At 70.0% G+C, this 25,604-nt stretch carries 21 protein-coding genes; 14 read left to right on the forward strand and 7 right to left on the reverse strand.

Annotation, left to right across the window (positions count from 1 at the left end; genetic code table 11):
* The first annotated feature begins 4 nt into the window (after positions 1-4).
* Genes ABT171_RS21970 through nuoN form a run of 13 tightly spaced genes read left to right on the forward strand, consistent with a single transcriptional unit; the run spans position 5 to position 15,697 of the window.
* Positions 5-559 (forward strand): NuoB/complex I 20 kDa subunit family protein, encoded by a 555-nt coding sequence (locus ABT171_RS21970; protein ID WP_007383964.1) that lies wholly within the window; start codon positions 5-7, stop codon positions 557-559.
* The gene (locus ABT171_RS21975; protein WP_351246263.1) at positions 556-1,326 is read left to right on the forward strand and encodes an NADH-quinone oxidoreductase subunit C; all 771 of its coding nucleotides are present in this window, start codon (positions 556-558) and stop codon (positions 1,324-1,326) included. The genes ABT171_RS21970 and ABT171_RS21975 overlap by 4 nt, the downstream gene beginning before the upstream one ends.
* The gene (locus tag ABT171_RS21980) at positions 1,323-2,648 is read left to right on the forward strand and encodes an NADH-quinone oxidoreductase subunit D (RefSeq protein WP_351246265.1); all 1,326 of its coding nucleotides are present in this window, start codon (positions 1,323-1,325) and stop codon (positions 2,646-2,648) included. Before ABT171_RS21975 ends, ABT171_RS21980 begins: the two co-directional genes overlap by 4 nt.
* A complete protein-coding gene (gene nuoE, locus ABT171_RS21985; protein WP_351246267.1) occupies positions 2,645-3,511 on the forward strand; it encodes an NADH-quinone oxidoreductase subunit NuoE in 867 nt (288 codons plus the stop codon). Before ABT171_RS21980 ends, nuoE begins: the two co-directional genes overlap by 4 nt.
* The gene (gene nuoF, locus ABT171_RS21990) at positions 3,508-4,857 is read left to right on the forward strand and encodes an NADH-quinone oxidoreductase subunit NuoF (RefSeq protein WP_351246270.1); all 1,350 of its coding nucleotides are present in this window, start codon (positions 3,508-3,510) and stop codon (positions 4,855-4,857) included. Before nuoE ends, nuoF begins: the two co-directional genes overlap by 4 nt.
* Entirely contained in the window at positions 4,854-7,382 is a 2,529-nt protein-coding gene (locus tag ABT171_RS21995) for an NADH-quinone oxidoreductase subunit G (RefSeq protein ID WP_351246272.1), read from the forward strand. The genes nuoF and ABT171_RS21995 overlap by 4 nt, the downstream gene beginning before the upstream one ends.
* The gene (nuoH, locus tag ABT171_RS22000; protein ID WP_351246274.1) at positions 7,379-8,743 is read left to right on the forward strand and encodes an NADH-quinone oxidoreductase subunit NuoH; all 1,365 of its coding nucleotides are present in this window, start codon (positions 7,379-7,381) and stop codon (positions 8,741-8,743) included. Before ABT171_RS21995 ends, nuoH begins: the two co-directional genes overlap by 4 nt.
* Positions 8,736-9,377 carry an NADH-quinone oxidoreductase subunit NuoI gene (nuoI, locus tag ABT171_RS22005; RefSeq protein ID WP_351246276.1) on the forward strand — a complete coding sequence of 214 codons (642 nt, stop codon included), beginning with the start codon at positions 8,736-8,738 and terminating at the stop codon, positions 9,375-9,377. Before nuoH ends, nuoI begins: the two co-directional genes overlap by 8 nt.
* Positions 9,374-10,216 carry an NADH-quinone oxidoreductase subunit J gene (locus ABT171_RS22010; RefSeq protein WP_351246278.1) on the forward strand — a complete coding sequence of 281 codons (843 nt, stop codon included), beginning with the start codon at positions 9,374-9,376 and terminating at the stop codon, positions 10,214-10,216. The genes nuoI and ABT171_RS22010 overlap by 4 nt, the downstream gene beginning before the upstream one ends.
* Positions 10,213-10,512, forward strand: coding sequence for an NADH-quinone oxidoreductase subunit NuoK (nuoK, locus tag ABT171_RS22015; RefSeq protein ID WP_023547474.1), 300 nt, complete (start codon positions 10,213-10,215; stop codon positions 10,510-10,512). The genes ABT171_RS22010 and nuoK overlap by 4 nt, the downstream gene beginning before the upstream one ends.
* A 15-nt stretch (positions 10,513-10,527) precedes the next feature.
* Positions 10,528-12,474, forward strand: a complete 1,947-nt coding sequence (gene nuoL, locus ABT171_RS22020) for an NADH-quinone oxidoreductase subunit L (RefSeq protein ID WP_351246280.1) — start codon at positions 10,528-10,530, stop codon at positions 12,472-12,474.
* A gap of 5 nt (positions 12,475-12,479) precedes the next feature.
* Positions 12,480-14,051 (forward strand): NADH-quinone oxidoreductase subunit M, encoded by a 1,572-nt coding sequence (locus ABT171_RS22025; protein WP_351246282.1) that lies wholly within the window; start codon positions 12,480-12,482, stop codon positions 14,049-14,051.
* The gene (nuoN, locus tag ABT171_RS22030) at positions 14,048-15,697 is read left to right on the forward strand and encodes an NADH-quinone oxidoreductase subunit NuoN (RefSeq protein ID WP_351246284.1); all 1,650 of its coding nucleotides are present in this window, start codon (positions 14,048-14,050) and stop codon (positions 15,695-15,697) included. Before ABT171_RS22025 ends, nuoN begins: the two co-directional genes overlap by 4 nt.
* Before the next feature lie 51 nt (positions 15,698-15,748).
* Here the strand turns inward: nuoN and ABT171_RS22035 are convergent, their stop codons facing one another.
* Positions 15,749-16,282 (reverse strand): hypothetical protein, encoded by a 534-nt coding sequence (locus tag ABT171_RS22035; RefSeq protein ID WP_351246286.1) that lies wholly within the window; start codon positions 16,280-16,282, stop codon positions 15,749-15,751.
* A gap of 290 nt (positions 16,283-16,572) precedes the next feature.
* Between ABT171_RS22035 and recQ the strand changes: the two genes are divergently transcribed.
* Positions 16,573-18,573 (forward strand): DNA helicase RecQ, encoded by a 2,001-nt coding sequence (gene recQ, locus ABT171_RS22040; RefSeq protein WP_351246288.1) that lies wholly within the window; start codon positions 16,573-16,575, stop codon positions 18,571-18,573.
* A gap of 37 nt (positions 18,574-18,610) precedes the next feature.
* On the opposite strand, the gene ABT171_RS22045 is transcribed toward recQ, so the two are convergent.
* Genes ABT171_RS22045 through ABT171_RS22070 form a run of 6 tightly spaced genes read right to left on the reverse strand, consistent with a single transcriptional unit; the run spans position 18,611 to position 25,495 of the window.
* Complete coding sequence (locus ABT171_RS22045; RefSeq protein WP_351246290.1) at positions 18,611-21,376, reverse strand: fumarate reductase/succinate dehydrogenase flavoprotein subunit; 2,766 nt, start codon at positions 21,374-21,376, stop codon at positions 18,611-18,613.
* A gap of 11 nt (positions 21,377-21,387) precedes the next feature.
* Positions 21,388-22,176 (reverse strand): ABC transporter ATP-binding protein, encoded by a 789-nt coding sequence (locus ABT171_RS22050; protein WP_351246292.1) that lies wholly within the window; start codon positions 22,174-22,176, stop codon positions 21,388-21,390.
* Positions 22,160-23,077, reverse strand: a complete 918-nt coding sequence (locus tag ABT171_RS22055; protein ID WP_351246294.1) for an ABC transporter permease — start codon at positions 23,075-23,077, stop codon at positions 22,160-22,162. The genes ABT171_RS22050 and ABT171_RS22055 overlap by 17 nt, the downstream gene beginning before the upstream one ends.
* Positions 23,074-24,417 carry an ABC transporter substrate-binding protein gene (locus ABT171_RS22060; protein WP_351246296.1) on the reverse strand — a complete coding sequence of 448 codons (1,344 nt, stop codon included), beginning with the start codon at positions 24,415-24,417 and terminating at the stop codon, positions 23,074-23,076. The genes ABT171_RS22055 and ABT171_RS22060 overlap by 4 nt, the downstream gene beginning before the upstream one ends.
* A 14-nt stretch (positions 24,418-24,431) precedes the next feature.
* Complete coding sequence (locus tag ABT171_RS22065) at positions 24,432-24,659, reverse strand: 4Fe-4S dicluster domain-containing protein (RefSeq protein ID WP_351246298.1); 228 nt, start codon at positions 24,657-24,659, stop codon at positions 24,432-24,434.
* A gap of 47 nt (positions 24,660-24,706) precedes the next feature.
* The gene (locus ABT171_RS22070) at positions 24,707-25,495 is read right to left on the reverse strand and encodes a GntR family transcriptional regulator (RefSeq protein ID WP_351246300.1); all 789 of its coding nucleotides are present in this window, start codon (positions 25,493-25,495) and stop codon (positions 24,707-24,709) included.
* Positions 25,496-25,604 lie beyond the last annotated feature (109 nt).

Here is a 25,604-nt window from a genome sequence, read left to right on the forward strand (position 1 = left end):
GGACATGGGACTCGAAGAAAAGCTGCCGAGCGGCTTCCTGCTGACCACCGTCGAGCAGGCCGCGGGCTGGGTGCGCAAGGCGTCCGTCTTCCCGGCCACCTTCGGCCTCGCCTGCTGCGCCATCGAGATGATGACCACCGGCGCCGGCCGTTACGACCTGGCGCGCTTCGGCATGGAGGTCTTCCGCGGCTCGCCGCGCCAGGCGGACCTCATGATCGTCGCCGGCCGGGTCAGCCAGAAGATGGCACCGGTGCTCCGACAGGTCTACGACCAGATGCCCAACCCGAAATGGGTGATCTCCATGGGCGTCTGCGCCTCCTCGGGCGGCATGTTCAACAACTACGCGATCGTCCAGGGCGTCGACCACATCGTGCCGGTCGACATCTATCTCCCGGGCTGCCCGCCCCGCCCCGAGATGCTGATGGACGCGATCCTCAAGCTCCACCAGAAGATCCAGTCCTCCAAGCTCGGCGTCAACGCCGAGGAAGCGGCCCGCGAGGCGGAGGAGGCGGCGCTCAAGGCCCTGCCCACGATCGAGATGAAGGGGCTGCTGCGGTGAGCGACGCGAACGGCAACGGCGCAGGCGGCGTGAACGGCTCCGCGAACGGAGTGAACCCCGAGAAGGACCTCTCCGCCTCCAACCTCCCCGGCCAGCGCGGCCAGGGCGGCGAGGAGATCCGCGTCCAGCGCGGCATGTTCGGCGCCACCAACGGCGGCGACACCTCCGGCTACGGCGGCCTGGTCCGCTCGGTCCGGCTCCCGGGACCGGCGCACCGCCCCTACGGCGGCTGGTTCGACGAGGTCGCCGACGAACTGGAAGGCGCCCTGGAGGAACAGGGACTCCTCCCGGACACCGCCATCGAGAAGACGGTCGTCGACCGCGGCGAGCTGACCTTCCACATCGAACGCGAGTACCTGCTCCGCGTCGCCCGCACCCTGCGCGACGACCCGGCCCTGCGCTTCGAACTGTGCACCGGCGTCAGCGGCGTCCACTATCCGCACGACAAGGGCCGCGAGCTGCACGCCGTCTACCACCTGCGCTCGATCACCCACAACCGGCTGATCCGCCTCGAAGTCAGCGCCCCCGACGCCGACCCGCGCATCCCGTCCCTCGTCGCCGTCTATCCGACCAACGACTGGCACGAGCGCGAGACCTACGACTTCTTCGGGATCGTCTTCGACGGTCACCCGGCCCTGACCCGGATCATGATGCCGGACGACTGGCAGGGCCACCCGCAGCGCAAGGACTACCCCCTCGGCGGCATCCCCGTCGAGTACAAGGGCGCCCAGATCCCGGCTCCGGACCAGCGGAGGTCGTACTCGTGAGCAGCACCCAGTCAGCAGCCGCCCGGGAAACCACCGAGGGCACCGTCTATACGGTCACCGGTGGCGACTGGGACGAGGTCGTCCAGTCCGCGACCCGCGCCGACGACGAACGCATCGTCGTCAACATGGGTCCCCAGCACCCGTCCACCCATGGAGTGCTCCGTCTGATCCTGGAGATCGAGGGCGAGACGGTCACCGAGGCCCGCTGCGGCATCGGCTATCTGCACACCGGCATCGAGAAGAACCTCGAGTACCGCACGTGGACGCAGGGCACCACCTTCGTCACGCGCATGGACTACCTGACGTCCTTCTTCAACGAGACCGCCTATTGCCTCGCCGTCGAAAAGCTCCTCGGCATCGAGGACGACATCACCGAACGCGCCAAGATCATCCGGGTGCTCCTGATGGAGCTGAACCGCATGTCCTCCCACCTGGTGTGCATCGCCACCGGCGGCATGGAGCTCGGCGCCACCACGATCATGATCTACGGCTTCCGTGATCGTGAAATGATTCTCGACCTCTACGAGCTCATCACGGGCCTTCGGATGAACCACGCGTACATCCGCCCCGGCGGACTCGCCCAGGATCTGCCCCCCGGCGCGGTGGACCAGATCCGCGAGTTCGTGAAGAAGATGAAGAAGAACCTCCCGGAGTACGACAAGCTCGCCACCGGGAACCCCATCTTCAAGGCCCGCATGCAGGACATCGGCTACCTCGACCTGGCCGGCTGCATGGCCCTCGGCGCCACCGGCCCGATCCTGCGCTCCACCGGCCTGCCGCACGACCTGCGCAAGGCACAGCCGTATTGCGACTACGAGACGTACGACTTCGAGATCCCGACCGCCGACACCTGCGACGCCTATGGCCGCTTCCTGGTCCGCCTGGAGGAGATGCGCCAGTCGCTCAGCATCGTCGAGCAGTGCCTGGACCGGCTCGCGCCCGGTCCGGTCATGGTCGCCGACAAGAAGATCGCCTGGCCCGCCCAGCTCGCCCTGGGACCGGACGGACTCGGCAACTCCCTCGACCACATCAAGAAGATCATGGGCACCTCCATGGAGGCCCTGATCCACCACTTCAAGCTCGTCACCGAGGGCTTCCGCGTCCCGCCGGGGCAGGCGTACGCGGCCGTCGAGTCCCCCAAGGGCGAACTCGGTGTGCACGCCGTCTCCGACGGCGGCACCCGCCCCTACCGGGTCCACTTCCGCGACCCGTCCTTCACCAACCTGCAGGCCATGGCGGCGATGTGCGAAGGCGGCCAGGTCGCCGACGTCATCGTCGCCGTCGCGTCCATCGACCCCGTGATGGGAGGCGTCGACCGGTGACCACCTCTTCTTCGGAGCGGGGCGTCAGCCTGGGCATGCCCGAACTGCCCGCGCCCGCCTACCCGGACGACGTCCGCGCCCGGCTGGAGGCGGACGCGCGCGAGATCATCGCGCGCTACCCGGACTCCCGGTCGGCCCTGCTGCCGCTGCTCCACCTCGTGCAGTCGGAGGAGGGCCATGTCACGCGCACCGGAATGCAGTTCTGCGCGGACATGCTGAACCTCACCACGGCCGAGGTCACCGCCGTCGCCACCTTCTACACCATGTACCGGCGGGGGCCGTCCGGCGACTACCAGGTCGGTGTGTGCACCAACACGCTGTGCGCGGTGATGGGCGGCGACGCGATCTTCGAGACCCTGCAGGAGCACCTGGGCGTCGGCAACGGCGAGACCACCGACGACGGCAAGGTCACCCTGGAGCACATCGAGTGCAACGCGGCCTGCGACTTCGCCCCGGTCGTGATGGTCAACTGGGAGTTCTTCGACAACCAGACGCCGGGCAGCGCCAAGCGCCTGGTCGACGACCTGCGTGCGGGGCGGCCCGTACAGCCCACGCGCGGGGCGCGGCTGTGCACGTTCAAGGAGACCGCGCGGATCCTGGCCGGCTTCCCCGACGAGCGGCCCGGGGCCGTCGAGGAGGGCGGCAGTGCGGGACCGGCGTCGCTGGTGGGCCTTCGCCTGGCAAGGGGAGAGACCGCACCCGCGCGCGTGGTCCATCCGCGCGGAGGTCCGCAAGGGGAACGGCAGGACAGGGTGCACGAGCCGTCGCCGGCCGAGCACCTCAGTTCCCATGACGCGCCGCAGGAGACATCGGCCTCCGACCCGGCTCACCCCGCAGGGCCTACCGCAGAGGAGGGGGAGTGATGACCGTGGCAGCCGAACTGAAGGACTCCAGCCCCGAGAAGCTGCTCGCACCCGTGCTGTCGGCCTTCTGGGACGAGGACCGGTCCTGGACTCTGGACGTCTACCGGAGGCACGAGGGGTACGAGGGGCTCCGCAAGGCGCTCGCCATGTCACCGGACGACGTGATCGCGTACGTCAAGGAGTCCGGGCTGCGCGGCCGCGGCGGCGCGGGATTCCCGACCGGAATGAAGTGGCAGTTCATTCCGCAGGGGGATGGAAAGCCGCACTATCTAGTTGTCAACGCCGACGAGTCGGAGCCCGGGACCTGCAAGGACATCCCGCTCCTCTTCGCGAACCCGCATAGCCTCATCGAGGGCATTGTGATCGCGTGCTATGCCATCAGGTCGTCGCATGCCTTCATCTATCTGCGTGGTGAAGTCGTCCCTGTTCTGCGGCGGCTGCACGAGGCCGTGCGCGAGGCCTACGCGGCGGGCTACCTCGGCGAGAACATCCTGGGCAGCGGGCTCGACCTCCAGCTCACCGTGCACGCGGGCGCCGGCGCGTACATCTGCGGTGAGGAGACCGCACTGCTCGACTCGCTCGAAGGCCGCCGTGGTCAACCGCGGCTCCGTCCCCCCTTCCCTGCGGTGGAAGGCCTCTACGCCTGTCCGACTGTTGTGAACAACGTCGAGTCGATCGCGTCGGTTCCCGCGATCCTGAAAAACGGAAAAGATTGGTTCAGGTCGATGGGCAGCGAGAAGTCCCCGGGCTTCACGCTGTACTCGCTCAGCGGCCACGTCGCCAGCCCCGGCCAGTACGAGGCCCCGCTCGGCATCACGCTCCGCCAGCTCCTCGACATGAGCGGCGGCATGCGGCCCGGCCACCGGCTGAAGTTCTGGACGCCGGGCGGCTCCTCCACACCGATGTTCACCGACGAGCACCTCGACGTCCCCCTGGACTACGAGGGCGTCGGCGCCGCTGGTTCCATGCTCGGCACCAAGGCCCTGCAGTGCTTCGACGAGACGACCTGCGTGGTGCGGGCGGTGACCCGCTGGACCGAGTTCTACGCCCACGAGTCCTGCGGCAAGTGCACGCCGTGCCGCGAAGGGACGTACTGGCTCGTGCAGTTGCTGCGGGACATCGAGGCCGGCAAGGGCGTCATGTCCGACCTCGACAAGCTCGCCGACATCGCCGACAACATCAACGGCAAGTCCTTCTGCGCCCTCGGCGACGGCGCCGCGTCCCCGATCTTCTCCTCGCTGAAGTACTTCCGTGCGGAGTACGAGCAGCACATCACGGGCCGGGGCTGCCCCTTCGACCCGGCCAAGTCCACGGCCTGGGCGGACCGCCCGGAGGTGAACGCATGACCGTGACCACCAACGCCCCCGCGGGTGGCGGAGAGGCGGCGGTCCCGCCGGAAGACCTCGTCACGCTGACGATCGACGGCATCGAGCTCAGCGTGCCCAAGGGCACCCTGGTCATCCGGGCCGCCGAGCAGCTCGGCATCGAGATCCCCCGGTTCTGCGACCACCCCCTGCTCGACCCCGCCGGCGCCTGCCGTCAGTGCATCGTCGAGGTCGAGGGCCAGCGCAAGCCCATGGCGTCGTGCACCATCACCTGCACCGACGGCATGGTGGTGAAGACTCAGCTCACCTCGCCGGTCGCCGAGAAGGCCCAGCACGGCGTGATGGAGCTGCTGCTCATCAACCACCCGCTGGACTGCCCGGTCTGCGACAAGGGCGGCGAGTGTCCGCTGCAGAACCAGGCCATGTCGCACGGCAACGCCGAGTCCCGCTTCGACGGCAAGAAGCGCACCTATGAGAAGCCCGTACCGATCTCCACGCAGGTGCTGCTCGACCGCGAGCGGTGCGTGCTGTGCGCCCGCTGCACCCGGTTCTCCAACCAGATCGCGGGCGACCCGATGATCGAGCTGATCGAGCGGGGCGCGCTCCAGCAGGTCGGCACCGGCGAGGGCGATCCGTTCGAGTCGTACTTCTCCGGCAACACCATCCAGATCTGCCCGGTCGGAGCCCTCACCTCGGCGGCCTACCGCTTCCGCTCCCGCCCCTTCGACCTCGTCTCCTCTCCCTCGGTCTGCGAGCACTGTTCCGGCGGCTGCGCCACCCGCACCGACCACCGGCGCGGCAAGGTCATGCGGCGGCTCGCCGCCAACGACCCCGAGGTCAACGAGGAGTGGATCTGCGACAAGGGACGCTTCGCGTTCCGGTACGCGCAGCTCAGGGACCGCCTCGACACGCCCCTGGTGCGCAACGCCGACGGCGCCCTGGAACCCGCGTCCTGGCCCGAAGCCCTGGAGGCCGCCGCGCGGGGCCTGACCGCGGCCCGCTCCCGTGCCGGTGTCCTCATCGGCGGCCGGCTGACCGTCGAGGACGCCTACGCGTACAGCAAGTTCGCGCGCGTGGCGCTCGACACGAACGACATCGACTTCCGCGCGCGCGTGCACAGCGGCGAGGAGGCCGACTTCCTGGCGTCCCGGGTGGCCGGGCGAGGCCGTGACCTCGACGGTACGGGCGTCACGTACACCGCCCTGGAGAAGGCTCCGGCCGTGCTGCTGGCCGGCTTCGAGTCGGAGGAGGAGGCGCCCGGTGTCTTCCTGCGGCTGCGCAAGGCCTGGCGCAAGCACAAGCAGCAGGTGTTCGCGCTGGCCACGCACGCGACCCGGGGCCTTGAGAAGGCGGGCGGCACCCTGCTGCCGGCCGCGCCGGGCACCGAGACGGAGTGGCTGGACGCCCTCGCGAGCGGCGTCGGCCTGGAGGAGCCCGGCGCACGGGCCGCTGAGGCCCTGCGCACCGACGGCGCGGTCATCGTCGTCGGTGAGCGGCTCGCCTCGGTCGCCGGCGGCTTCACCGCCGCCGTGCGGGCCGCCACCGCGACCGGCGCCCAGCTGGTGTGGATTCCGCGCCGGGCCGGTGAGCGGGGCGCCGTCGAGGTGGGCGCGCTGCCGTCGCTGCTGCCGGGCGGCCGCCCGGCGACCGACCCGCGCGCGCGGGAGGAGGTCGCGGCCGTCTGGGGACTCGCCCAACTCCCGCTGCGCTACGGACGCGACACCCACCACATCATCGAGGCCGCCGCCACCGGCGAACTGTCGGCCCTCGTGGTCGCCGGAGTGGAGGTCGCCGACCTGCCCGACCCGGCACGCGCGCGTGAAGCACTCGGCGGTGTGGGCTTCCTGGTGTCGCTGGAACTGCGGCCCAGCGAGGTCACCGAGCACGCCGACGTCGTCCTGCCGGTCGCCGCGGTCGCCGAGAAGGCGGGCACCTTCCTCAACTGGGAAGGCAGGGTGCGTTTCTTCGAGGCGGCCCTCAAGCCCGAACAGATGACCCGCCGCCTGGCACCGACCGACGCGCGCGTGCTGCACATGCTGGCCGACGCCATGGCCCGCGCCGAAGGCGCTGAGGGACGCAGCCACCTGGGCCTGCCGGACCTGCGCAGCACGCGCGCGGAGATCGACCGGCTCGGCGCCTGGGACGGCCCGCATGCCACCGAGCCCCAGGAGTCCGCGGGCGCGCTGCCCCGCCCGGCCGTCGGCGAGGCCGTACTCGCCGGGCACCGGCTGCTGCTCGACCGCGGTGTCCTGCAGGAGGGCGACGAGGCGCTCGCCGGAACCCGGCACGCCGCACACGCGCGCGTGTCCGCCGCGACAGCCGCAGAGACAGGCGTCAAGGACGGTGACGTCCTCGCCGTCACCGGCCCCGCAGGCACCGTCGAACTCCCGCTGAAGATCACCGAGATGCCCGACCGGGTGGTCTGGCTCCCGCTGAACTCGGCCGGCGCGGGCGTTGCCTCCGACACCGGGGCACAGCCCGGCTCCCTCGTCCGCATCGGCCCGGCGGCACCCGCCGAACAGGCCCCCAAGGAGGTGGAGGCATGAGCCCGTACCTCGCAGCTGAAGACCTCTCGATGTTCGGCCGCGACCCCTGGTGGCTGGTCGTCATCAAGGCCGTGTTCTGCTTCGCCTTCCTGATGGTGACCGTCCTGTTCTCCATCGTCTGGGAGCGCAAGGTCGTCGCCTGGATGCAGCTGCGCATCGGCCCCAACCGGCACGGTCCCTGGGGGATGCTCCAGTCGCTGGCCGACGGTGTGAAGCTGATGCTCAAGGAAGACATCATCGTCAAACGCGCGGACAAGGTGGTCTACGTCCTCGCGCCGATCGTGGCGGCCGTCCCGGCCTTCATGGCGATCGCGGTGATCCCCTTCGGACCGGCCGACAACGAGATCTCGATCTTCGGCCACCGCACCGCGATGCAGCTGACCGACCTGCCGATCGCGATGCTCTACATCCTCGCGGTCGCCTCCGTCGGCATCTACGGGATCGTTCTGGCGGGTTGGAGTTCTGGATCCACCTATCCGCTCCTCGGCGGCCTGCGCTCCTGCGCGCAGATGATCTCCTACGAGATCGCCATGGGCGCCGCGTTCGCCTCGGTGTTCCTCTACTCGGGGTCGATGTCGACGTCCAGGATCGTGGAACAGCAGCACGACCGCTGGTACATCCTGCTGCTGCCCGTCTCCTTCATCCTCTACATCGTCACGATGGTCGGCGAGACCAACCGCGCCCCCTTCGACATGCCGGAGTCCGAGGGCGACCTGGTGGGCGGTTTCAACACCGAGTACTCGTCCATCAAGTTCGCGATGTTCATGCTCGCCGAGTACGTGAACATGGTGACGGTCTCGGCCGTCTCGACCACGCTGTTCCTCGGCGGCTGGCGCGCCCCATGGCCGATCAGCTCCTTCTGGGCGGGCGCGAACCATGGCTGGTGGCCGTTGCTGTGGTTCGTCATCAAGGTCCAGCTGCTGCTGTTCTTCTTCATCTGGCTGCGCGGCACGCTCCCACGGGTCCGCTACGACCAGCTGATGAAGCTCGGCTGGAAGGTTCTCATCCCGGTCTCCGTGACCTGGCTGATGCTGGTGGCGACCGTACGGGCCCTGCGCAACGAGCACTACGACTTCGCCGACATCGCCCTGTATGTGGGCGGCGGAGTCCTGGCCCTGTTGCTGATCTCCTTCGTCGCCGACATGTTCCGCGAGAAGGCCAGGACGGCCGGTCAGTCCGCCGCCGAACAGGCCGGATTCGACCCGATGGCGGGCGGGTTCCCCGTGCCGCCGCTGCCCGGTCAGGAGCTGCCGCCGGTGCCGAGGCGCCGCCCGCGCCGCGAACGGGAACTGATTGTCAGTGGCGGGCCGGACACTGTAAGTGACGGATCTGCGGATGGAAAGGAGGCGTCCGATGGCTGAGGAGCCGAAGGAGACCAAGCCCGGTTTCCAGAACCCCGTCGCCGGCTTCGGCGTGACCTTCAAGGCCATGTTCAAGAAGCGGCTGACCGAGCAGTACCCGGAGCAGAAGAAGACCACGGCTCCGCGGTTCCACGGACGGCACCAGCTCAACCGCCATCCGGACGGCCTGGAGAAGTGCGTCGGCTGCGAGCTGTGCGCGTGGGCCTGCCCCGCCGACGCCATCTACGTGGAGGGCGCCGACAACACCGACGAGGAACGCTACTCGCCGGGCGAGCGGTACGGCCGCGTCTACCAGATCAACTACGCCCGCTGCATCCTGTGCGGGCTGTGCATCGAGGCCTGCCCCACGCGCGCGCTGACGATGACCAACGAGTTCGAACTGGCCGACTCCAGCCGCGCCAACCTCATCTACACCAAGGAACAGCTCCTCGCCGGCCTCGAAGAGGGCATGGTCGACACACCGCACGCGATCTTCCCCGGGACGGACGAACAGGACTACTACCGGGGCCTGGTCACGCACGCCGCGCCCGGCACGGTCCGCCAGGTCGCCGTCTCCAAGGGCGAGGTCCCGCAGGAGGCCGCGTCGACCTTCGGTGAGGACGAGCCGGCCTCGGAGAAGGTGATCGGCCGATGATGACGCCCCTCGCCGCCTACACCACCTCCACTGGTGAGGCCTTCCAGTTCTGGGTCCTCGGCACCGTCGCGGTGCTCGGCGCCCTGTGCACCGTCTTCATGAGGAAGGCCGTGCACAGTGCGCTGTGCCTCGCCGGGACCATGATCGTCCTGGCGGTGTTCTACCTCGCCAACGGCGCCTACTTCCTGGGCATCGTGCAGATCGTCGTCTACACCGGCGCGATCATGATGCTGTTCCTGTTCGTGGTGATGCTCGTCGGCGTGACGGCGGCGGACTCGCTGAGGGAGACCATCAAGGGCCAGCGCTGGCTGGCCCTTCTGTGCGGGGTCGGGTTCGGCGTCCTGCTGCTCACCGGCATCGGGAACGCGTCCCTGAAGGAGTTCGACGGCGTCGGCCAGGCCAATGCGAACGGCAACGTGGAGGGCCTCGCCTCCCTCATCTTCACCAAGTACGTCTTCGCCTTCGAAATCACCGGTGCCCTGCTGATCACGGCCGCCGTCGGCGCCATGGTGCTCACCCACCGCGAGCGCACCGAGCGCGCCAGGACCCAGCGCGAGCTGTCCGAACAGCGCATCCGCGAGGGCAAGCACGTGCCGCCGCTGCCCGCCCCCGGTGTCTACGCCCGGCACAACGCGGTCGACATCGCGGGCCTGCTCCCCGACGGCACCCCGTCCGAGCTGACCGTCAACAAGACGCTGCGCGAACGCGGCCAGATCCGTGACGTCTCCGCGGAGGCCCTCAACGACCTCCGCGCACTGGAACAGCGCGCGGAAGACCGCCTGGAGCGCACGACGATCGAACCGGCGACGTTCAAGCGGCCCGAGGAGGCGTCGAAGTGAACCCGGTCAACTACCTCTACCTCGCCGCCCTGCTGTTCACGATCGGCGCGACCGGCGTACTGATCCGGCGCAACGCCATCGTGGTCTTCATGTGCATCGAGCTGATGCTGAACGCCTGCAACCTCGCGTTCGTCACCTTCTCCCGGATGCACGGCAACCTCGACGGCCAGATCATCGCCTTCTTCACGATGGTCGTCGCCGCCGCGGAGGTCGTGGTGGGCCTCGCGATCATCGTGTCGCTGTTCCGTACCCGCCACTCGGCCTCGGTCGACGACGCCAGCCTGATGAAGCTGTAAGGGGTCGGAAGAATCGTGGAGAACCTGATCGCGCTGCTCATCGCGGCGCCCCTGCTCGGAGCGGCCGTCCTCCTGGTCGGCGGCCGGCGGCTCGACGCCGTCGGCCACTGGATCGGCACGGTGCTCTCGTTCGTCTCCTTCGCCTTCGGCGTCGTACTCTTCGCCGACCTGCTGGGCAAGGCGGCCGAACACCGGACGCTGATGCAGCACCTGTTCAGCTGGGTCCCGGTGGCCGGCTTCCAGGCGGACGTCACCTTCCGCCTGGACCAGCTGTCGATGACGTTCGTGCTGCTGATCACGGGCGTCGGCTCGCTGATCCACCTGTACTCGGTCGGGTACATGGAGCACGACGAGCGGCGCCGCCGCTTCTTCGGCTACCTGAACCTGTTCCTCGCGGCGATGCTGCTGCTCGTCCTCGCCGACAACTACCTGCTGCTGTACGTCGGCTGGGAGGGCGTCGGCCTCGCCTCCTACCTGCTGATCGGCTTCTGGCAGCACAAGCCCAGCGCCGCGACGGCCGCGAAGAAGGCATTCCTGGTCAACCGCGTCGGCGACATGGGCCTGTCGATCGCGGTCATGCTGATGTTCACCACGTTCGGCAGCTTCGCCTTCGGCCCGGTCCTCGGTCACGCCGGGGACGCCTCCGAGGGCAAGCTCACCGCCATCGGCCTGATGCTCCTGCTCGCCGCCTGCGGCAAGTCCGCCCAGGTGCCGCTGCAGTCCTGGCTCGGCGACGCCATGGAGGGCCCGACCCCGGTCTCGGCCCTGATCCACGCGGCGACGATGGTGACGGCGGGCGTGTATCTCATCGTCCGCTCCGGAGCCGTCTTCAACGCGGCGCCCGACGCTCAGCTCGCGGTCACGGTGGTCGGTGCGGTCACGCTCCTGTTCGGTGCGATCGTCGGTTGCGCGAAGGACGACATCAAGAAGGCGCTGGCCGGCTCGACCATGTCGCAGATCGGCTACATGGTCCTCGCCGCGGGCCTCGGCCCCATCGGCTACGTCTTCGCGATCATGCACCTGGTGACGCACGGCTTCTTCAAGGCCGGGCTGTTCCTCGGCGCCGGTTCCGTCATGCACGGCATGAACGACGAGGTCGACATGCGCAAGTACGGCGGCCTGCGCACATACATGCCGGTCACCTTCGTCACCTTCGGCCTCGGCTATCTCGCCATCATCGGATTCCCGGGCCTGTCCGGGTTCTTCTCCAAGGACAAGATCATCGAGGCGGCTTTCGCCAAGGGCGGCACCGAGGGCTGGATCCTCGGCGGCGCGGCTCTGCTGGGCGCCGCCATCACCGCCTTCTACATGACGCGCGTGATGCTGATGACCTTCTTCGGAGAGGAGCGTTGGAAGAACCAACCCACTCGCTCCCCGGAGGCACCGAGCGCCGAGCCCGCCGCCGAGCACCGCGGCGAACACGCCGAGCCGCACCCGCACGAATCCCCGAAGGTCATGACGATCCCGATGATCGTGCTGGCCGTCGGCTCCGTTCTGGGCGGTGGTTTCTTCAGCATCGGCGACCGCTTCCTGCACTGGCTCGAACCGGTCACCGGCCACAGCGAGGGCAACTCCCCGGTCAGCGCATGGATGGTCACCGCGGCGACCCTCGTGTGCCTGGTCATCGGCGTCGGCATCGCCTGGGCCCAGTACGGCCGCAAGCCCGTCCCCGCCGTCGCCCCGCGCGGCTCCCTGCTCACCCGCGCGGCCCGCCGCGACCTGCTGCAGGACGACTTCAACCACGTCGTCCTGGTGCGCGGCGGTGAACACCTCACGCGCTCCCTGGTGTACGTCGATCACACCCTGGTCGACGGCGTCGTCAACGGCACGGCAGCCGGCTTCGGCGGCCTGTCCGGACGGCTCCGCCGGATCCAGAACGGCTTCGCCCGCTCCTATGCGGTCTCGATGTTCGGCGGTGCGGCACTCCTGGTCGCCGCGACCCTGCTGATGAGGGCGGTCTGATACCGATGTCCTTTCCTCTGCTGACAGCGACGGCGGCGCTTCCGGCCGTCGGAGCCGTCGCCACGGCCGCCGTGCCGGCCGCGGGGCGCACCGCAGCCAAGTGGCTGGCGCTGCTCGTCTCGCTCGCCACGCTCGCCCTGGCGATCACCGTCCTGGTCCGTTTCGACCCGGACGGCGCCCGCTACCAGCTCACCGAATCACACGCCTGGATCAAGGACTTCGGGGTGCGGTACGAGCTGGGCGTCGACGGCATCGCGGTGGCGCTGGTCGCGCTGACCGCCCTGCTGATCCCGTTCATCATCCTCGCCGGCTGGCACGACGCCGACCCGCTGGAGACCGGCAGTCGCCGCTGGCGGCCCACCCAGGGCTTCTTCGCGCTGATCCTGGCCGTCGAGGCGATGGTGCTCATCTCCTTCGAGGCCACCGACGTCTTCGTCTTCTACATCTTCTTCGAAGCCATGCTCATCCCGATGTACTTCCTCATCGGCGGCTTCGGAGACCGCGCCCACGCGCAGGGCGAGGCGGCGGCCTCGACGCAACGGTCGTACGCGGCGGTGAAGTTCCTGCTCTACAACCTGGTCGGCGGTCTGATCATGCTGGCCGCGGTGATCGGCGTCTACGTAGTGGCCGGGAACTTCAGCCTCCAGGAGATCGTGCAGGCCCGCGCCAACGGTTCGCTGCACATGGCGACGAGCACCGAGCGCTGGCTGTTCCTGGGCTTCTTCTTCGCCTTCGCGGTGAAGGCGCCACTGTGGCCGCTGCACACCTGGCTGCCCAACGCCATGCAGGAGGCCACCGCCCCGGTCGCCGTCCTCATCACCGCGGTCGTCGACAAGGTGGGCACCTTCGCGATGCTCCGCTTCTGCCTCCAGCTGTTCCCCCAGGCCAGCAAGTGGGCGACACCCGCGATCCTCGTACTGGCGCTGATCAGCATCGTCTACGGCGCGCTCCTCGCCGTCGGCCAGCGGGACATCAAGCGCCTGGTGGCCTACGCGTCGATCTCGCACTTCGGCTTCATCATCATGGGCATCTTCGCGATGACCAGCCAGGGCCAGTCCGGCGCGACGCTCTACATGGTCAACCACGGCATCTCCACCGCCGCGCTGATGCTGGTCGCGGGCTTCCTGATCTCGCGGCGCGGGTCGCGGCTCATCGCCGACTACGGAGGTGTGCAGAAGGTCGCCCCGGTGCTCGCCGGCACCTTCCTGATCGGCGGCCTCGCCACGCTGTCCCTGCCCGGCCTCGCGCCGTTCGTGAGCGAGTTCCTGGTCCTGGTCGGCACCTTCGCCCGCTACCCGGCGATCGGCATCATCGCCACCTTCGGCATCGTCCTCGCCGCGCTCTACACCCTCGTCCTGTACCAGCGGACGATGACGGGCCCGGTGAAGCCCGAGGTGTCGGCGATGCCCGACCTACGCGCGCGTGAGCTCGTGGTCGTCGCCCCGCTGATCGTGCTGCTGATCTTCCTGGGCGTCTACCCGAAGCCCGTCACGGACATCGTCAACCCGGCGGTCAAGCAGACCATGTCGGACGTTCACCAGAAGGACCCCAAGCCCTCGGTGGAGGCGGTCAAGTGAGCACAGCAGCCGTCCACAGCCTGTGGACAACCGCGGCCGATCCGATCTCGAAGATCCCCGCACCGAAGATCGAATACGGACAATTGTCGCCGACACTGATCGTCGTCGGCGCGGCGCTGGTCGGAGTGCTCATCGAGGCGCTCCTCCCGCGCAGGTCCCGCTACTACGCGCAGGTGTTCGTGTCCGCCGTCGCGCTGTGCGCCGCGTTCGCCGCGGTGGTCGGGCTGGCGGCCGACGGCTACGGCACGACGAAGGCGCACATCGCCGCGATGGGCGCCCTCGCGGTCGACGGCCCGTCCCTGTTCCTGCAGGGCACGATCCTGCTGGCCGGCCTGGTCGGCCTGTTCACCTTCGCCGAGCGGCGCCTGGACCCGGCCGCGCACGGCAACCGCGTCGACTCCTTCGCCGCACAGGCCGCCTCCGTACCGGGCAGCGACAGCGAGAAGGCCGCGGTGAAGGCCGGCTTCACCACCACCGAGGTCTTCCCGCTGCTGCTCTTCGCCATCGCCGGCATGCTGGTGTTCCCCTCGGCCAACGACCTGCTGACGCTGTTCGTGGCCCTGGAGGTCTTCTCCCTGCCGCTGTACCTGCTGTGCGCGCTGGCCCGCCGCAAGCGGCTGATGTCGCAGGAAGCAGCGGTCAAGTACTTCCTGCTCGGCGCGTTCGCCTCCGCGTTCACGCTGTTCGGCATCGCCCTGCTCTACGGCTACGCCGGCTCGGTGTCGTACGCGCGCATCGCACAGGTCGTCGACGGCACGGTCACCAACGTCGACCCGGCACTCGCCAACACCATGGGCAACGACGCGCTGCTGCTGCTCGGCAGCGCCCTGATCGTGATGGGCCTGCTGTTCAAGGTGGGCGCGGTGCCGTTCCACATGTGGACGCCGGACGTCTACCAGGGCGCGCCGACACCCGTGACCGGCTTCATGGCGGCGGCGACGAAGGTGGCCGCGTTCGGCGCGCTGCTGCGCCTGCTGTACGTCGTTCTGCCCGGGATGCGCTGGGACTGGCGGCCGGTCATGTGGGCGGTGGCGATCATCACCATGCTCGGCGGAGCGATCGTCGCGATCACGCAGACGGACATCAAGCGGCTCCTGGCGTATTCGTCCATCGCGCACGCCGGATTCATCCTCGCGGGTGTCATCGCCACCTCGAAGGACGGCGTCTCGTCGGTCCTCTTCTACCTGGCCGGCTACTCCTTCGTGACGATCGGCGCCTTCGCGGTGGTCACGCTCGTGCGTGACGCGGGCGGCGAGGCGACCCACCTGTCCAAGTGGGCCGGGCTCGGCCGCAGGTCACCGTTGGTGGCGGCCGTGTTCGCGGTGTTCCTGCTTGCCTTCGCGGGCATCCCGCTGACCTCCGGCTTCGCGGGGAAGTTCGCCGTCTTCAAGGCGGCGGCGGCCGGTGGCGCGGCCCCGCTGGTCGTGATCGGTGTGATCTCCTCGGCGATCGCCGCGTTCTTCTACATCCGCGTGATCGTGCTGATGTTCTTCAGCGAGCCGAAGCCGGAAGGCCCGACCGTGGCCGTGCCGTCCCCGCTGACCATGGTGGCGATCGCCATGGGTGTCGCGGTCACGCTGGTGCTCGGTGTGGCGCCGCAGTACTTCCTGGACCTGGCGAGCCAGGCAGGGGTGTTCGTGCGCTGAGTCCCCCGCACAGGCCCCGGTCTCCCAGGGGACCGGGGCCTTCGCACGCCGTCAGCCCGGTGCTCCGGGGTACGGGCACTTCACGTCGGGGTTCCACTCGAAGAACAAGCCGCTGGGGTTGTTCTTGTAGATCCAGGCGTGCAGGGAGTAGTGGGTCGGAATGGTCGAGCCGTGCGGGGTCACCGGGCCCTCGAAATCATGACCGAACATTTTGGGCCGTGGTGTGTCCTTGTCGGCCTTCACGATCCATTCCACCCCGGTGAGCCTGCGCCCCCCGACGCCGTCGTCCTCGTAGAGGAGGGCCGTGGGCCTGGCCGGGTCGAGAGAGCCGTAGAGGGACGTGTTGATGTAGTGGTACCCCATGGCACCCTGCCCGCCCGCCACGTCCACGGTGCACGGGTTGGGCTCGTATCCGTCGGCCAACGCGTTCGGAACGTACAGGTACTTCGCGGTAGCCGCGTACGTCGGGACGAGCTGTGCCCATTCGGCGGGGTCCGGATCGGCGGCACGGGCGGGCGCGGTCGTCAGAGCGAGGGCGGCGGTGGTGGTGACGGCGAGAGCGGCCTTGGCGAGGTGAGCGGGCATGGGGCGGAGCTCCTTGGAAAGGGCGCGCGGTCGGGTACGGGAGCGAGTGCCGAGTGGAGGTCTGTGCGGCCGGCCTCCGCCTTCTCCCGCCCGAGCAGCATGTCCCCGGTGTGATCGCCGGGCCATCCGGGACGCCCGATGGGGTGACCGGGCTGGTCCGTGCGAGGACCCGCAGACCGCGGACCGATCTTCCCCGGCCTGTGGATAACTCCGAGGCTGTCGGTCCGGACCCCTATGGTGGAGGCAGCGGTCGAGAGACGACACACGGGGGACCGACGGGGGACAGGACGATGGGCGTGACGGGCGGGATCAGCGAGATGCCACAGGTGACCGAGGGGCCGGGCGCGGCCGACAGCGAGGCGCTGGCCACGCTGCACCGGGTCTTCGGATACGAGTCCTTCCGGGGCGAGCAGAAAGCGATCATCGAGCATGTGGTGGCGGGCGGCGACGCCGTCGTCCTCATGCCCACCGGCGGCGGCAAGTCGCTGTGCTACCAGATCCCCGCCCTGGTCAGACCCGGCACGGGCATCGTGATCTCCCCGCTGATCGCGCTCATGCAGGACCAGGTGGACGCCTTGCGCGCCCTCGGCGTGCGGGCCGGCTTCATCAACTCCACGCAGGATTTCGACGAGCGGCGCATGGTCGAGGCCGAGTTCCTGGCCGGCGAGCTGGACCTGCTGTATCTGGCGCCCGAGAGGCTGCGTCTGGACGCCACGCGGGATCTCCTCTCACGCGGCAAGATCTCCGTCTTCGCGATCGACGAGGCGCACTGCGTCTCCCAGTGGGGCCACGACTTCCGGCCCGACTACCTCACCCTGTCGCTCCTCGGCGAGCGCTGGCCGGACGTCCCGCGGATCGCCCTCACCGCCACGGCCACCCGGGCCACCCACGAGGAGATCACCCAGCGGCTGAACCTGCCGACGGCCCGCCACTTCGTCGCCAGTTTCGACCGGCCCAACATCCAGTACCGGATCGTGCCCAAAGCCGACCCGAGGAAGCAGTTGCTCGCCTTCCTCCGGCAGGAGCACGCGGGTGACGCCGGCATCGTGTACTGCCTGTCGCGCAACTCGGTGGAGCGGACGGCGGAGTTCCTGACCGCCAACGGCATCGAGGCCGTTCCGTATCACGCGGGTCTGGAGGGCGGCACGCGCGCCGCCCACCAGTCGCGGTTCCTGCGCGAGGACGGCCTGGTCGTGGTCGCGACGATTGCCTTCGGCATGGGCATCGACAAGCCGGACGTACGGTTCGTCGCCCACCTGGACCTGCCCAAGTCGATCGAGGGCTACTACCAGGAGACCGGCCGAGCGGGCCGCGACGGACTGCCGTCCACGGCCTGGATGGCGTACGGCCTGAACGACGTCATACAGCAGCGCAAGCTGATCCAGTCCGGCGAGGGCGACGAGGCGTTCCGCCGCCGGGCCGCCACCCACCTCGATGCCATGCTCGCCCTGTGCGAGACGGCCCGGTGCCGCCGCGGCCAGCTGCTCGCCTACTTCGGCCAGGACCCCGACGCCGCGGACTGCGGCAACTGCGACACCTGCCTCACTCCGCCGGAGACCTGGGACGGCACGGTCGCCGCGCAGAAGGTGCTGTCGACGGTGGTCCGGCTGCAGCGGGAGCGCGGGCAGAAGTTCGGCGCCCTGCAGATCGTCGACATCCTGCTCGGCAAGCGCACCGGCAAGGTCATCCAGTTCGACCACGACCAGTTGTCCGTCTTCGGTATCGGCCAGGACCTCGCCGAGGCCGAGTGGCGTGGCGTCATCCGGCAGCTGCTGGCTCAGGGACTGCTCGCGGTCGAGGGAGAGTACGGCACTCTGGTGCTCACCGAGGCGAGCGGCTCCGTGCTGCGCCGTGAGCGGGAGGTGCCGCTGCGCAAGGAGCCGAAGAAGCCGGCCGCCTCCCGGTCGCGATCGGCAGGCGCCTCCGGAGGCGACCGCAAGGCCAGGACGGCCGCGGCGGAACTGCCCGACGAACTGCTGCCCGCCTTCGAGGCCCTGCGTGCCTGGCGCGCCGAACAGGCCCGCGAGCAGGGCGTGCCAGCGTACGTCATCTTCCATGACGCCACCCTGCGGGAGATCGTCAGCCGGCGGCCCGGTTCCGTGCGCGAGCTGGGCACGGTGAGCGGTGTCGGCGAGAAGAAGCTGGCGACGTACGGGGAGGGCGTGCTGGCCGTGCTGGCCTCCCTGGACGTGCCGGCCCCGGCCGCAGGCGACGCGCAGCAGGCCGACTGGCCGGAGCCGGACAGGGAGCCGGAGCCGGACGAGGAGCCCGAGCCGGACGACTGGATATAGCGGGCCGGTCCGAGGCGATGCGGGGGGACCGTCGCCGTCACAGTCCCCGTGCCGCGTAGGCCCTGACGTCCGCGTCCGAGTCGCCGGTGGCCGTCGTGAGGGCCGCGCGTGCCTCTGCCGTGGCCCGGTGCCGGGTCAGAGCCAGCACGGCCGCCTTGCGTACGTCGGCGTTCGGGTCGGCCAGCGCCTTGGCCAGGGCGGGGACGGCGGTCCCGGCGGACGCGACCGACAGCGCGGTGGCGGCGCCGGAGCGGACCTGCCAGGCCGGGTCCGACAGCGCGGCCACGGCTCGGCGGGCGAGCGGGGCCGGGCAGCCGGTGCCGGCCAGTGCGGCGAAGGCGGCACCGCGCACCAGGGGATCGGTGTCCCCGGTGAGCCGGTCCAGGGCGGCGGTGAGCAACTCCCGGTCGGCGGCGGTCGGAGACGCCGGGCCGACGGCGGCCAGGGCCTTGGCCACGGTGACCCGGACCTCCCGGGAGGGATCGTCCGCGGCACCCGCCAGCGGCCGCACCGCGTCGACGGAGACGAGCGCCCGTACGGCCTCGGTGCGGACGGCGATGTCGGGATCGTCCAGCGCGGCGGCGAACACCGCAACACCACCGAGCCGCAGGGCGCGCAGCACATCGAGGGCGGCGGCGCGGACCACGGGGTCGGCTGCGGCGAGGGCGTCGGTGAGGGCGGTGCCCAGAGCCGGTTCGGGCGGCAGGGTCTCGACCAGTTCGCGCAGTGAGGCCGCGGCGGTCGCGCGGACCTCGGCGTCGGAGTCGGCGAGAGCACCGGCCAGGGCCAGCCCGGTGCCGGGCGGCGCGGACTCGGTGAGGATCGAGACCGCCGTACGCCGGACGACGGGATCCTCATCGGTCAAGTACGGCTCGATGACATCGAGTTCGGGCCCCGCTTCGGCCAGCTCCAGCAGCTGCAGGAGCCGGGGCGAGGCGGTGCCCGGCGCGCCGGGCCGGTCGGCGGAGGCGGTGGCACGGGCGGACGTCGGTCCTGCGGCGACCGGCGCCACCTCGCGCGGCCCGGCCGTGGCCACCTGCTCGGCGTGGACCTCGCCCAGCCACCGGGAGGGACCGCCGGCCGGCGCGAACTCCTCGACCGGGACCAGATACGGCGCCACGGGACGCGCCGTGAACTCCATTGCACCAGAGGAGGACTTGTGCAGATCGAGATGGTGGAACCAGGAGACGTCGTCACGACCGGGGTGGTCGAGACGGTCGTGGTAGAGGCCCCAGCGGGACTCGGTGCGGGCGAGAGAGGCGCGGGCGGCCATCTCGGCGCAGTCACGGATGAAGGTGACCTCCGCGCAGCGCATCAGCTCGTGCGGGGTGCGGGCGCCCATGGCGGCGATGTCGGCGCGCATCCGCTCGAAGGCCTCCAGGGCGAGGGAGAGACGCGCACCGGACTTCGGCGGTGCCACGTAATCGTTCACGAAACGGCGCAGCTTGTACTCGACCTGGGGCTGCGGCGGGCCGTCCGGGTTGCGCAGCGGGCGGTAGATCAGCTCGTGCGCGGCGCGGACCTGGTCCGCGGGAAGCTCACCCTCGTAGGCGGTGTACTGCGCGGCGTCCGCGCCCGCGAGATCGCCGAAGACGAACGCGCCGATCATGTAGTTGTGCGGGACGCAGGCGAGGTCACCGGCGGCGTACAGGCGGGGGACGGTCGTACGGGCGTGGTCGTCGACGCGGACCCCGGAGGCGGAGTGACCGCCGCACAGACCGATCTCCGAGATGTGCATCTCGACGTCATGGGTGCGGTAGTCATGCCCGCGGCCGGCGTGGAAGGTGCCGCGGGTGGGCCGCTCGGTGGAGTGCAGGATCGACTCCAGGGCGGAGAGCGACTCCTCGGGGAGATGGCTGAGCTTGAGGTAGACCGGGCCGCGGTCGCTGGCGATCTCGGCGGCGAACTCGGCCATCATCTGCCCCGACCAGTAGTCGGAGTCGACGAACCGCTCGCCGTGCCGGTTGACCTGGTAGCCGCCGAAGGGGTTGGCGACATAGGCGCAGGCCGGCCCGTTGTAGTCCTTGATCAGCGGGTTGATCTGGAAGCACTCGATACCGGTCAGCTCGGCGCCCGCGTGGTAGGCCATGGCGTACCCGTCACCGGCGTTGGTGGGGTTCTCGTAGGTGCCGTACAGGTAGCCGGAAGCGGGCAGACCGAGTCGGCCGCAGGCGCCGGTGGCGAGGATGACCGCACCGGCGCGGACGGTGACGAAGGCGCCGGTACGGGTGTGGAAGCCGACGGCACCCACGGCCCGCCCCTCGGCGGTGAGGACCCGGACCGGCATCACCCGGTTCTCGATCCGGATCCGCTCCCGCATCTCGCGCCGCCGCAGCTGCCGGTACAGGACCTTTTTGACGTCCTTGCCCTCTGGCATCGGCAGTACGTACGAGCCGGAGCGATGCACCTGGCGCACCGCGTACTCACCGTGCTCGTCCTTCTCGAACTTGACGCCGTACGCCTCCAGCCGCTGGACCATCGCGAAACCGCGGACGGCGGTCTGGCGGACGGTGGACTGGTCGACGATGCCGTCGTTGGCGCGGGTGATCTCGGCGACGTAGTCGTCGGGCTCGGCACGACCGGGGATGACAGCGTTGTTGACGCCGTCCATGCCCATGGCGAGCGCGCCGGAGTGGCGGACGTGGGCCTTCTCCAGCAGCAGCACGTTCGCGCCGCGCTCGGCGGCGGTCAGGGCGGCCATGGTGCCGGCGGTGCCGCCGCCGATGACGAGGACGTCGCAGGCCAGCTCCTCGGCGTCGGCGACGGCGGGAATCTCCAAGGAGGGGGACGCGGGGGTGGTCACCGGGGTGCCTTTCAGGAGCCGAGCGAGGTGAGGATGTCGCGGCGCAGAGCCGTACGGGCCGGGTCGTCGACGGCCCCACGGTCGCGCGGCCCGGGTACGTCGCGTACGGCGGCCACCCGGCCGGAGCCGAGCAGGGCCACGCGGTCACCGAGGAAGAGGGCCTCGTCCACGTCGTGCGTGACGAAGACGACGGTCGCGCCCGTGCCGCGCAACACCTCCACCAGCAGGTCCTGCATGCCGGAGCGGGTCTGGGCGTCGAGGGCGCCGAAAGGCTCGTCCATGAGGACGGCGCGCGGGCTGTCGGCCAGCGCGCGGGCCAATTGGGCGCGCTGGCGCTGCCCGCCGGACACCCGGTGCGGCAACTGCCCTGCCTGCGCGCTCAGTCCGACTCGGGCGAGCCAGGACTCGGCCCGGGACCGGCGCGCCGAGCGCGGTACGCCGCTGATGGCGAGCGGTAGTTCCACGTTCCCGCGCAAGGTGCGCCAGGGCAGCAGCGCGTCCTCCTGGAAGACCAGCGCACGGTCCGCCGAAGGCCCCGCCAGCGGGACGCCGTCCACCTCGGCGGCGCCGCCCAGGGGAGGCAGTAGCCCGGCGAAGGTGCGCAGCAGCGTGGACTTGCCGCAGCCGGAAGAGCCCACGACGGTCAGGATCTCGCCAGGGGAGACGTCCAGGTCGACGTCGTACAGCACCGGCGCGTCCGGGTGGCCGAGCACGGCGGAACGGAAGGTGAGCCGGGTACCGCGCACGGCCTCCGATGCCGATGCGACGGGAGAGGTGACGGTCTCAGACGAGGTGCTCATCACGGGCCTCCTCGATGTCCTTCTGGCCCTGCTGCTCGCGTTGGGCCTGGTGCTGGGGATCACCGTCGGCGCGCACGGGGGCGGCGGCGACAGGCCGGGGCGCACGGGGGCGGCCACCGGGGACGTACGAGGTGCGGGGCAGCCAGCGGGTCAGACGCCGGCCGAGGAGTTCCACGGCCGTGGAGGTGACCCAGCCGAGAACGCCGATCGTGACCATGCCGACGAAGACACCCGGGTAGTTCACCACCGTGTAGTCCTGCCAGGTGCGGTAGCCGACGCCGTACTGGCCGGAGATCATCTCGGCGGAGATCACGCAGATCCACGACACGCCGATGCCCACCGACAGCCCGCCGAAAATACCGGGCAGCGCGCCCGGCAGTACCACCGAGCCGAGGATTCGCAGCCGGCCGCCGCCCATGGTGCGCACCGCTTCCTCCCAGACGGGGGTGAGCGCGCGGACCGCGTGCCGGGTGGAGACCAGCACCGGGAAGAAGGCGGCTGTGCAGGTGATGAAGACGATGCCCTGTTCATTGGAGGGGAAGAGGAGGATCGCGACGGGGACGAGGGCGATCGCCGGGATCGGGCGGATCACCTCCAGGACCGGACCGATCAGATCCTCGGCGAGGCGCGAGCGGGCCACGAGCACGCCCGTCGCCACGCCCAGGACGGCCGCCAGCGCAAAGCCGGTGAGGATCCGGGTGAGGCTGTCGGTGAGGTCGGTCCAGTAGTCGCTGCCAGTGAGCCGGCCGGCGAAGGCGCTGGCCACGTCGGTGACGGTCGGAAACTGCGAGAACCGCAGCCACAGGTTCACGTCCAGGCCGGTAAGCAACTGCCACAGGCCGAGGAAAATGGCCAGGGAGACCGTACGCAGCGCATACCGGGCCAAGGGCCGCCGGGTCATGAGGCCCGCTCCAGCGCGCCGCGGTACGACACCGTACGGGCGCCGCGGTGGGCGGCGAGGTAGGCCTGCGCGGTCGCCGGGGTGACGAAGGGCAGCAGCTGATCGCCGTCGGCCACCCACACCGCCTTGTCGGCGAACCAGAGGGTGCCGGTGGTGGCATCGGGCACATAGGCGGCGCGGATGCTGGCCTGGTGCCCGGCCACGTAGGCCAGCAGTTCCTTCGCGGACTTGAAGGAGACGGTCTTCTCGCTGCCCTTGGGCCACACCTCGCTCGTGGCCGGCGCGGGTGCGGCGGCCAGGCGCTCGGCGTAGGAGGCGCCGAGGGCTTTCTTGACGTACTGGTCGTCGAGGAAGGAGCCCACGTCGATGTCGCCGGTCAGCTTGGCGGCCTTCAGCACGGACACGTCCTGTTCGAGCGCGGAGACGAGCTGCGGCTTGACGGCCGGGTCGAAGGTGGCGATGCCGTGGGCACCGTTGTAGAGGTAGACCACCTCGGCGGGAAGACCGGTGGCTTCGGCGACCTTTTCGGAGGCGGCGACGGGGTGGGTGTTGAGGTAGTCCGTCGCTTCTGCCTGGGCCTTGAGGAAGGCCTCCAGGACGGCCGGACGCTGCTGGGCGAAGTCCTCGCGGGCGGTGACACCGTGGAAGGTGGGCAGGTTCAGCTGGGCGCCGTCGTACAGGGCCTTGGCCCTGCCCTGGTAGGTGAGCAGGCCCGGCCAGGCGACGAACTGTGACAGGGCGTCCACGCTGCCGGAGGAGAGCGCCGAGGCGCCAACGGCAGGCTGCTGGTTGAGTTTGGAGATGCCCTTGTCCGGGTCGATGCCGGCGCGTTGCAGGGCCCGCACGAGAGTGCCGTCGGCGGCGGAACCGACGCTGGTCGACACCCTCTTGCCCTTCAAGTCCTTCAGGGAGCTGAGTTTCGAACCGGGAGCGGTGACGATGGTGTTGAGGCCGCCGCGCAGGTTGTAGCCGGTCACCGAGACCAGGCGGGTGCGGCGGCCGAGCTGTTTGCCGCGGGCCGCGTTGAGCAGCAGCGGGAAGTCGCCCATCGAGCCGATGTCGATCTTGCCGGCGGTCATCTGCGCGGTGATCGGGGCGCCGGTGGCGTAGTCCTGCCAGTCGACCTTGTAGGTATGGCCGTCGTGCAGGGAGTCGAGCTGCTTCTCGAAGTAGCCGAGGGAGCGCAGCAGCGTGCCTGCGGTGACGGTGTTGATGGTCTTGGACTGGTAGCCGACGGTCACGGTGACCGTGGAGCCGCTGCCCGCTTCGGCGCTGCCGCCGCAGGCGGACAGGGGAAGCAAGAGCGCGACGGCGGATACGGCGACTGCCGATCGTTTCATGGTGGTTGTCCCTCTCACCGCAGCAGGTAGGGCATGTTGACCGTGACGGCTCCGGTGGGGCAGCGGGCCGCGCACGGGCCGCAGTACCAGCACTCGTCGACGTGCATGTACGCCTTGCCGTTGGTCTCGTCGATGGCCAGGGAGTCCAGCGGGCACATGTCCACGCAGAGGGTGCAGCCGTCGATGCACTTCGACTCGTCGACGGTCACGGGCACGTCGGCCCGCTGGGGCGCCAAGGGCATGGCTGTCTCCAGGAAACGTGCAGGCAGGGGCGGATGCGGCGAGGTGTCTACGACCGGTGGAGCAGGCCGCTCATGGTGATCCGGTCGCCGCGGAAGCGGATGAACTCCAGGTCGACGGGGCGGCCGTCGGCGAGGTGGGTGAGGCGTTCCAGCATCAGTACGGCGGCGCCGCGGGGGGCCTGGAGCACGGCGGCGGAATGGGTGTCCGCGTTGACCGCCTCCAGGGTGATCTCGGCGTGGCCGAGGCGCTGGCCGGTGATGGCTTCCAGGAGGCGGAAGACATCGGTGTTCTCCAGGTCGGCGCCGAGCAGGGCGGTGCCGATGTCGAGCGGGATGTAGGTGAGGTCGAGGGAGAGGGGGAGGCCGTTCAGGCGGCGCAGGCGTTCGATGTAGAGGACGTCGGCGCCGGCGGGGATGCGGAGGCGGTCGGCCACCGGGGCGGGTGCGGGGGCGGGGCCCATGGTGCGGACCTCGTTGGTGACGCGGCCGTGTTCGCGGAGGGTTTCCGCGAGGCCCATCAGCCGGTCGAGCCCGTGCGGGTACTTCTGGGCGACGACCACGGTGCCGACCCCGGGCAGCCGTTCCACCAGGCCCTCGGCCCGGAGCAGGTCCAGGGCCTGGCGGACGGTGTTGCGGGAGGCGCGGTAGTCGGCGGCGAGGGTCGACTCGTGGGGGAGGGGGCCGTTCTGGAAGGCGCCGGTGAGGATCTGGTGGCGCAGCAGGTCGGCCAGTTGCCGGGCCCGGTCCGCGCGCAGCCGTCGACGCGTGCGGTGGGCGGCGACGGTGGTCGCTGCGCCCTGACCCGCGTGGTCTCGGGGACGGTCGGTGGGTGGCATGGCCGAAACCATACCGACCCGGTAGGGAATGGGGTGTTGCTGAAGTGTTGCGCCAGGTGAGGGGGCGTTGGGTACGGCGCTGAGCTGCGCGTTTTCCGCTGCGGGCGGG

Origin of the sequence: Streptomyces sp. NPDC001851, assembly GCF_040297165.1 — a bacterium.
Lineage (GTDB): Bacteria > Actinomycetota > Actinomycetes > Streptomycetales > Streptomycetaceae > Streptomyces.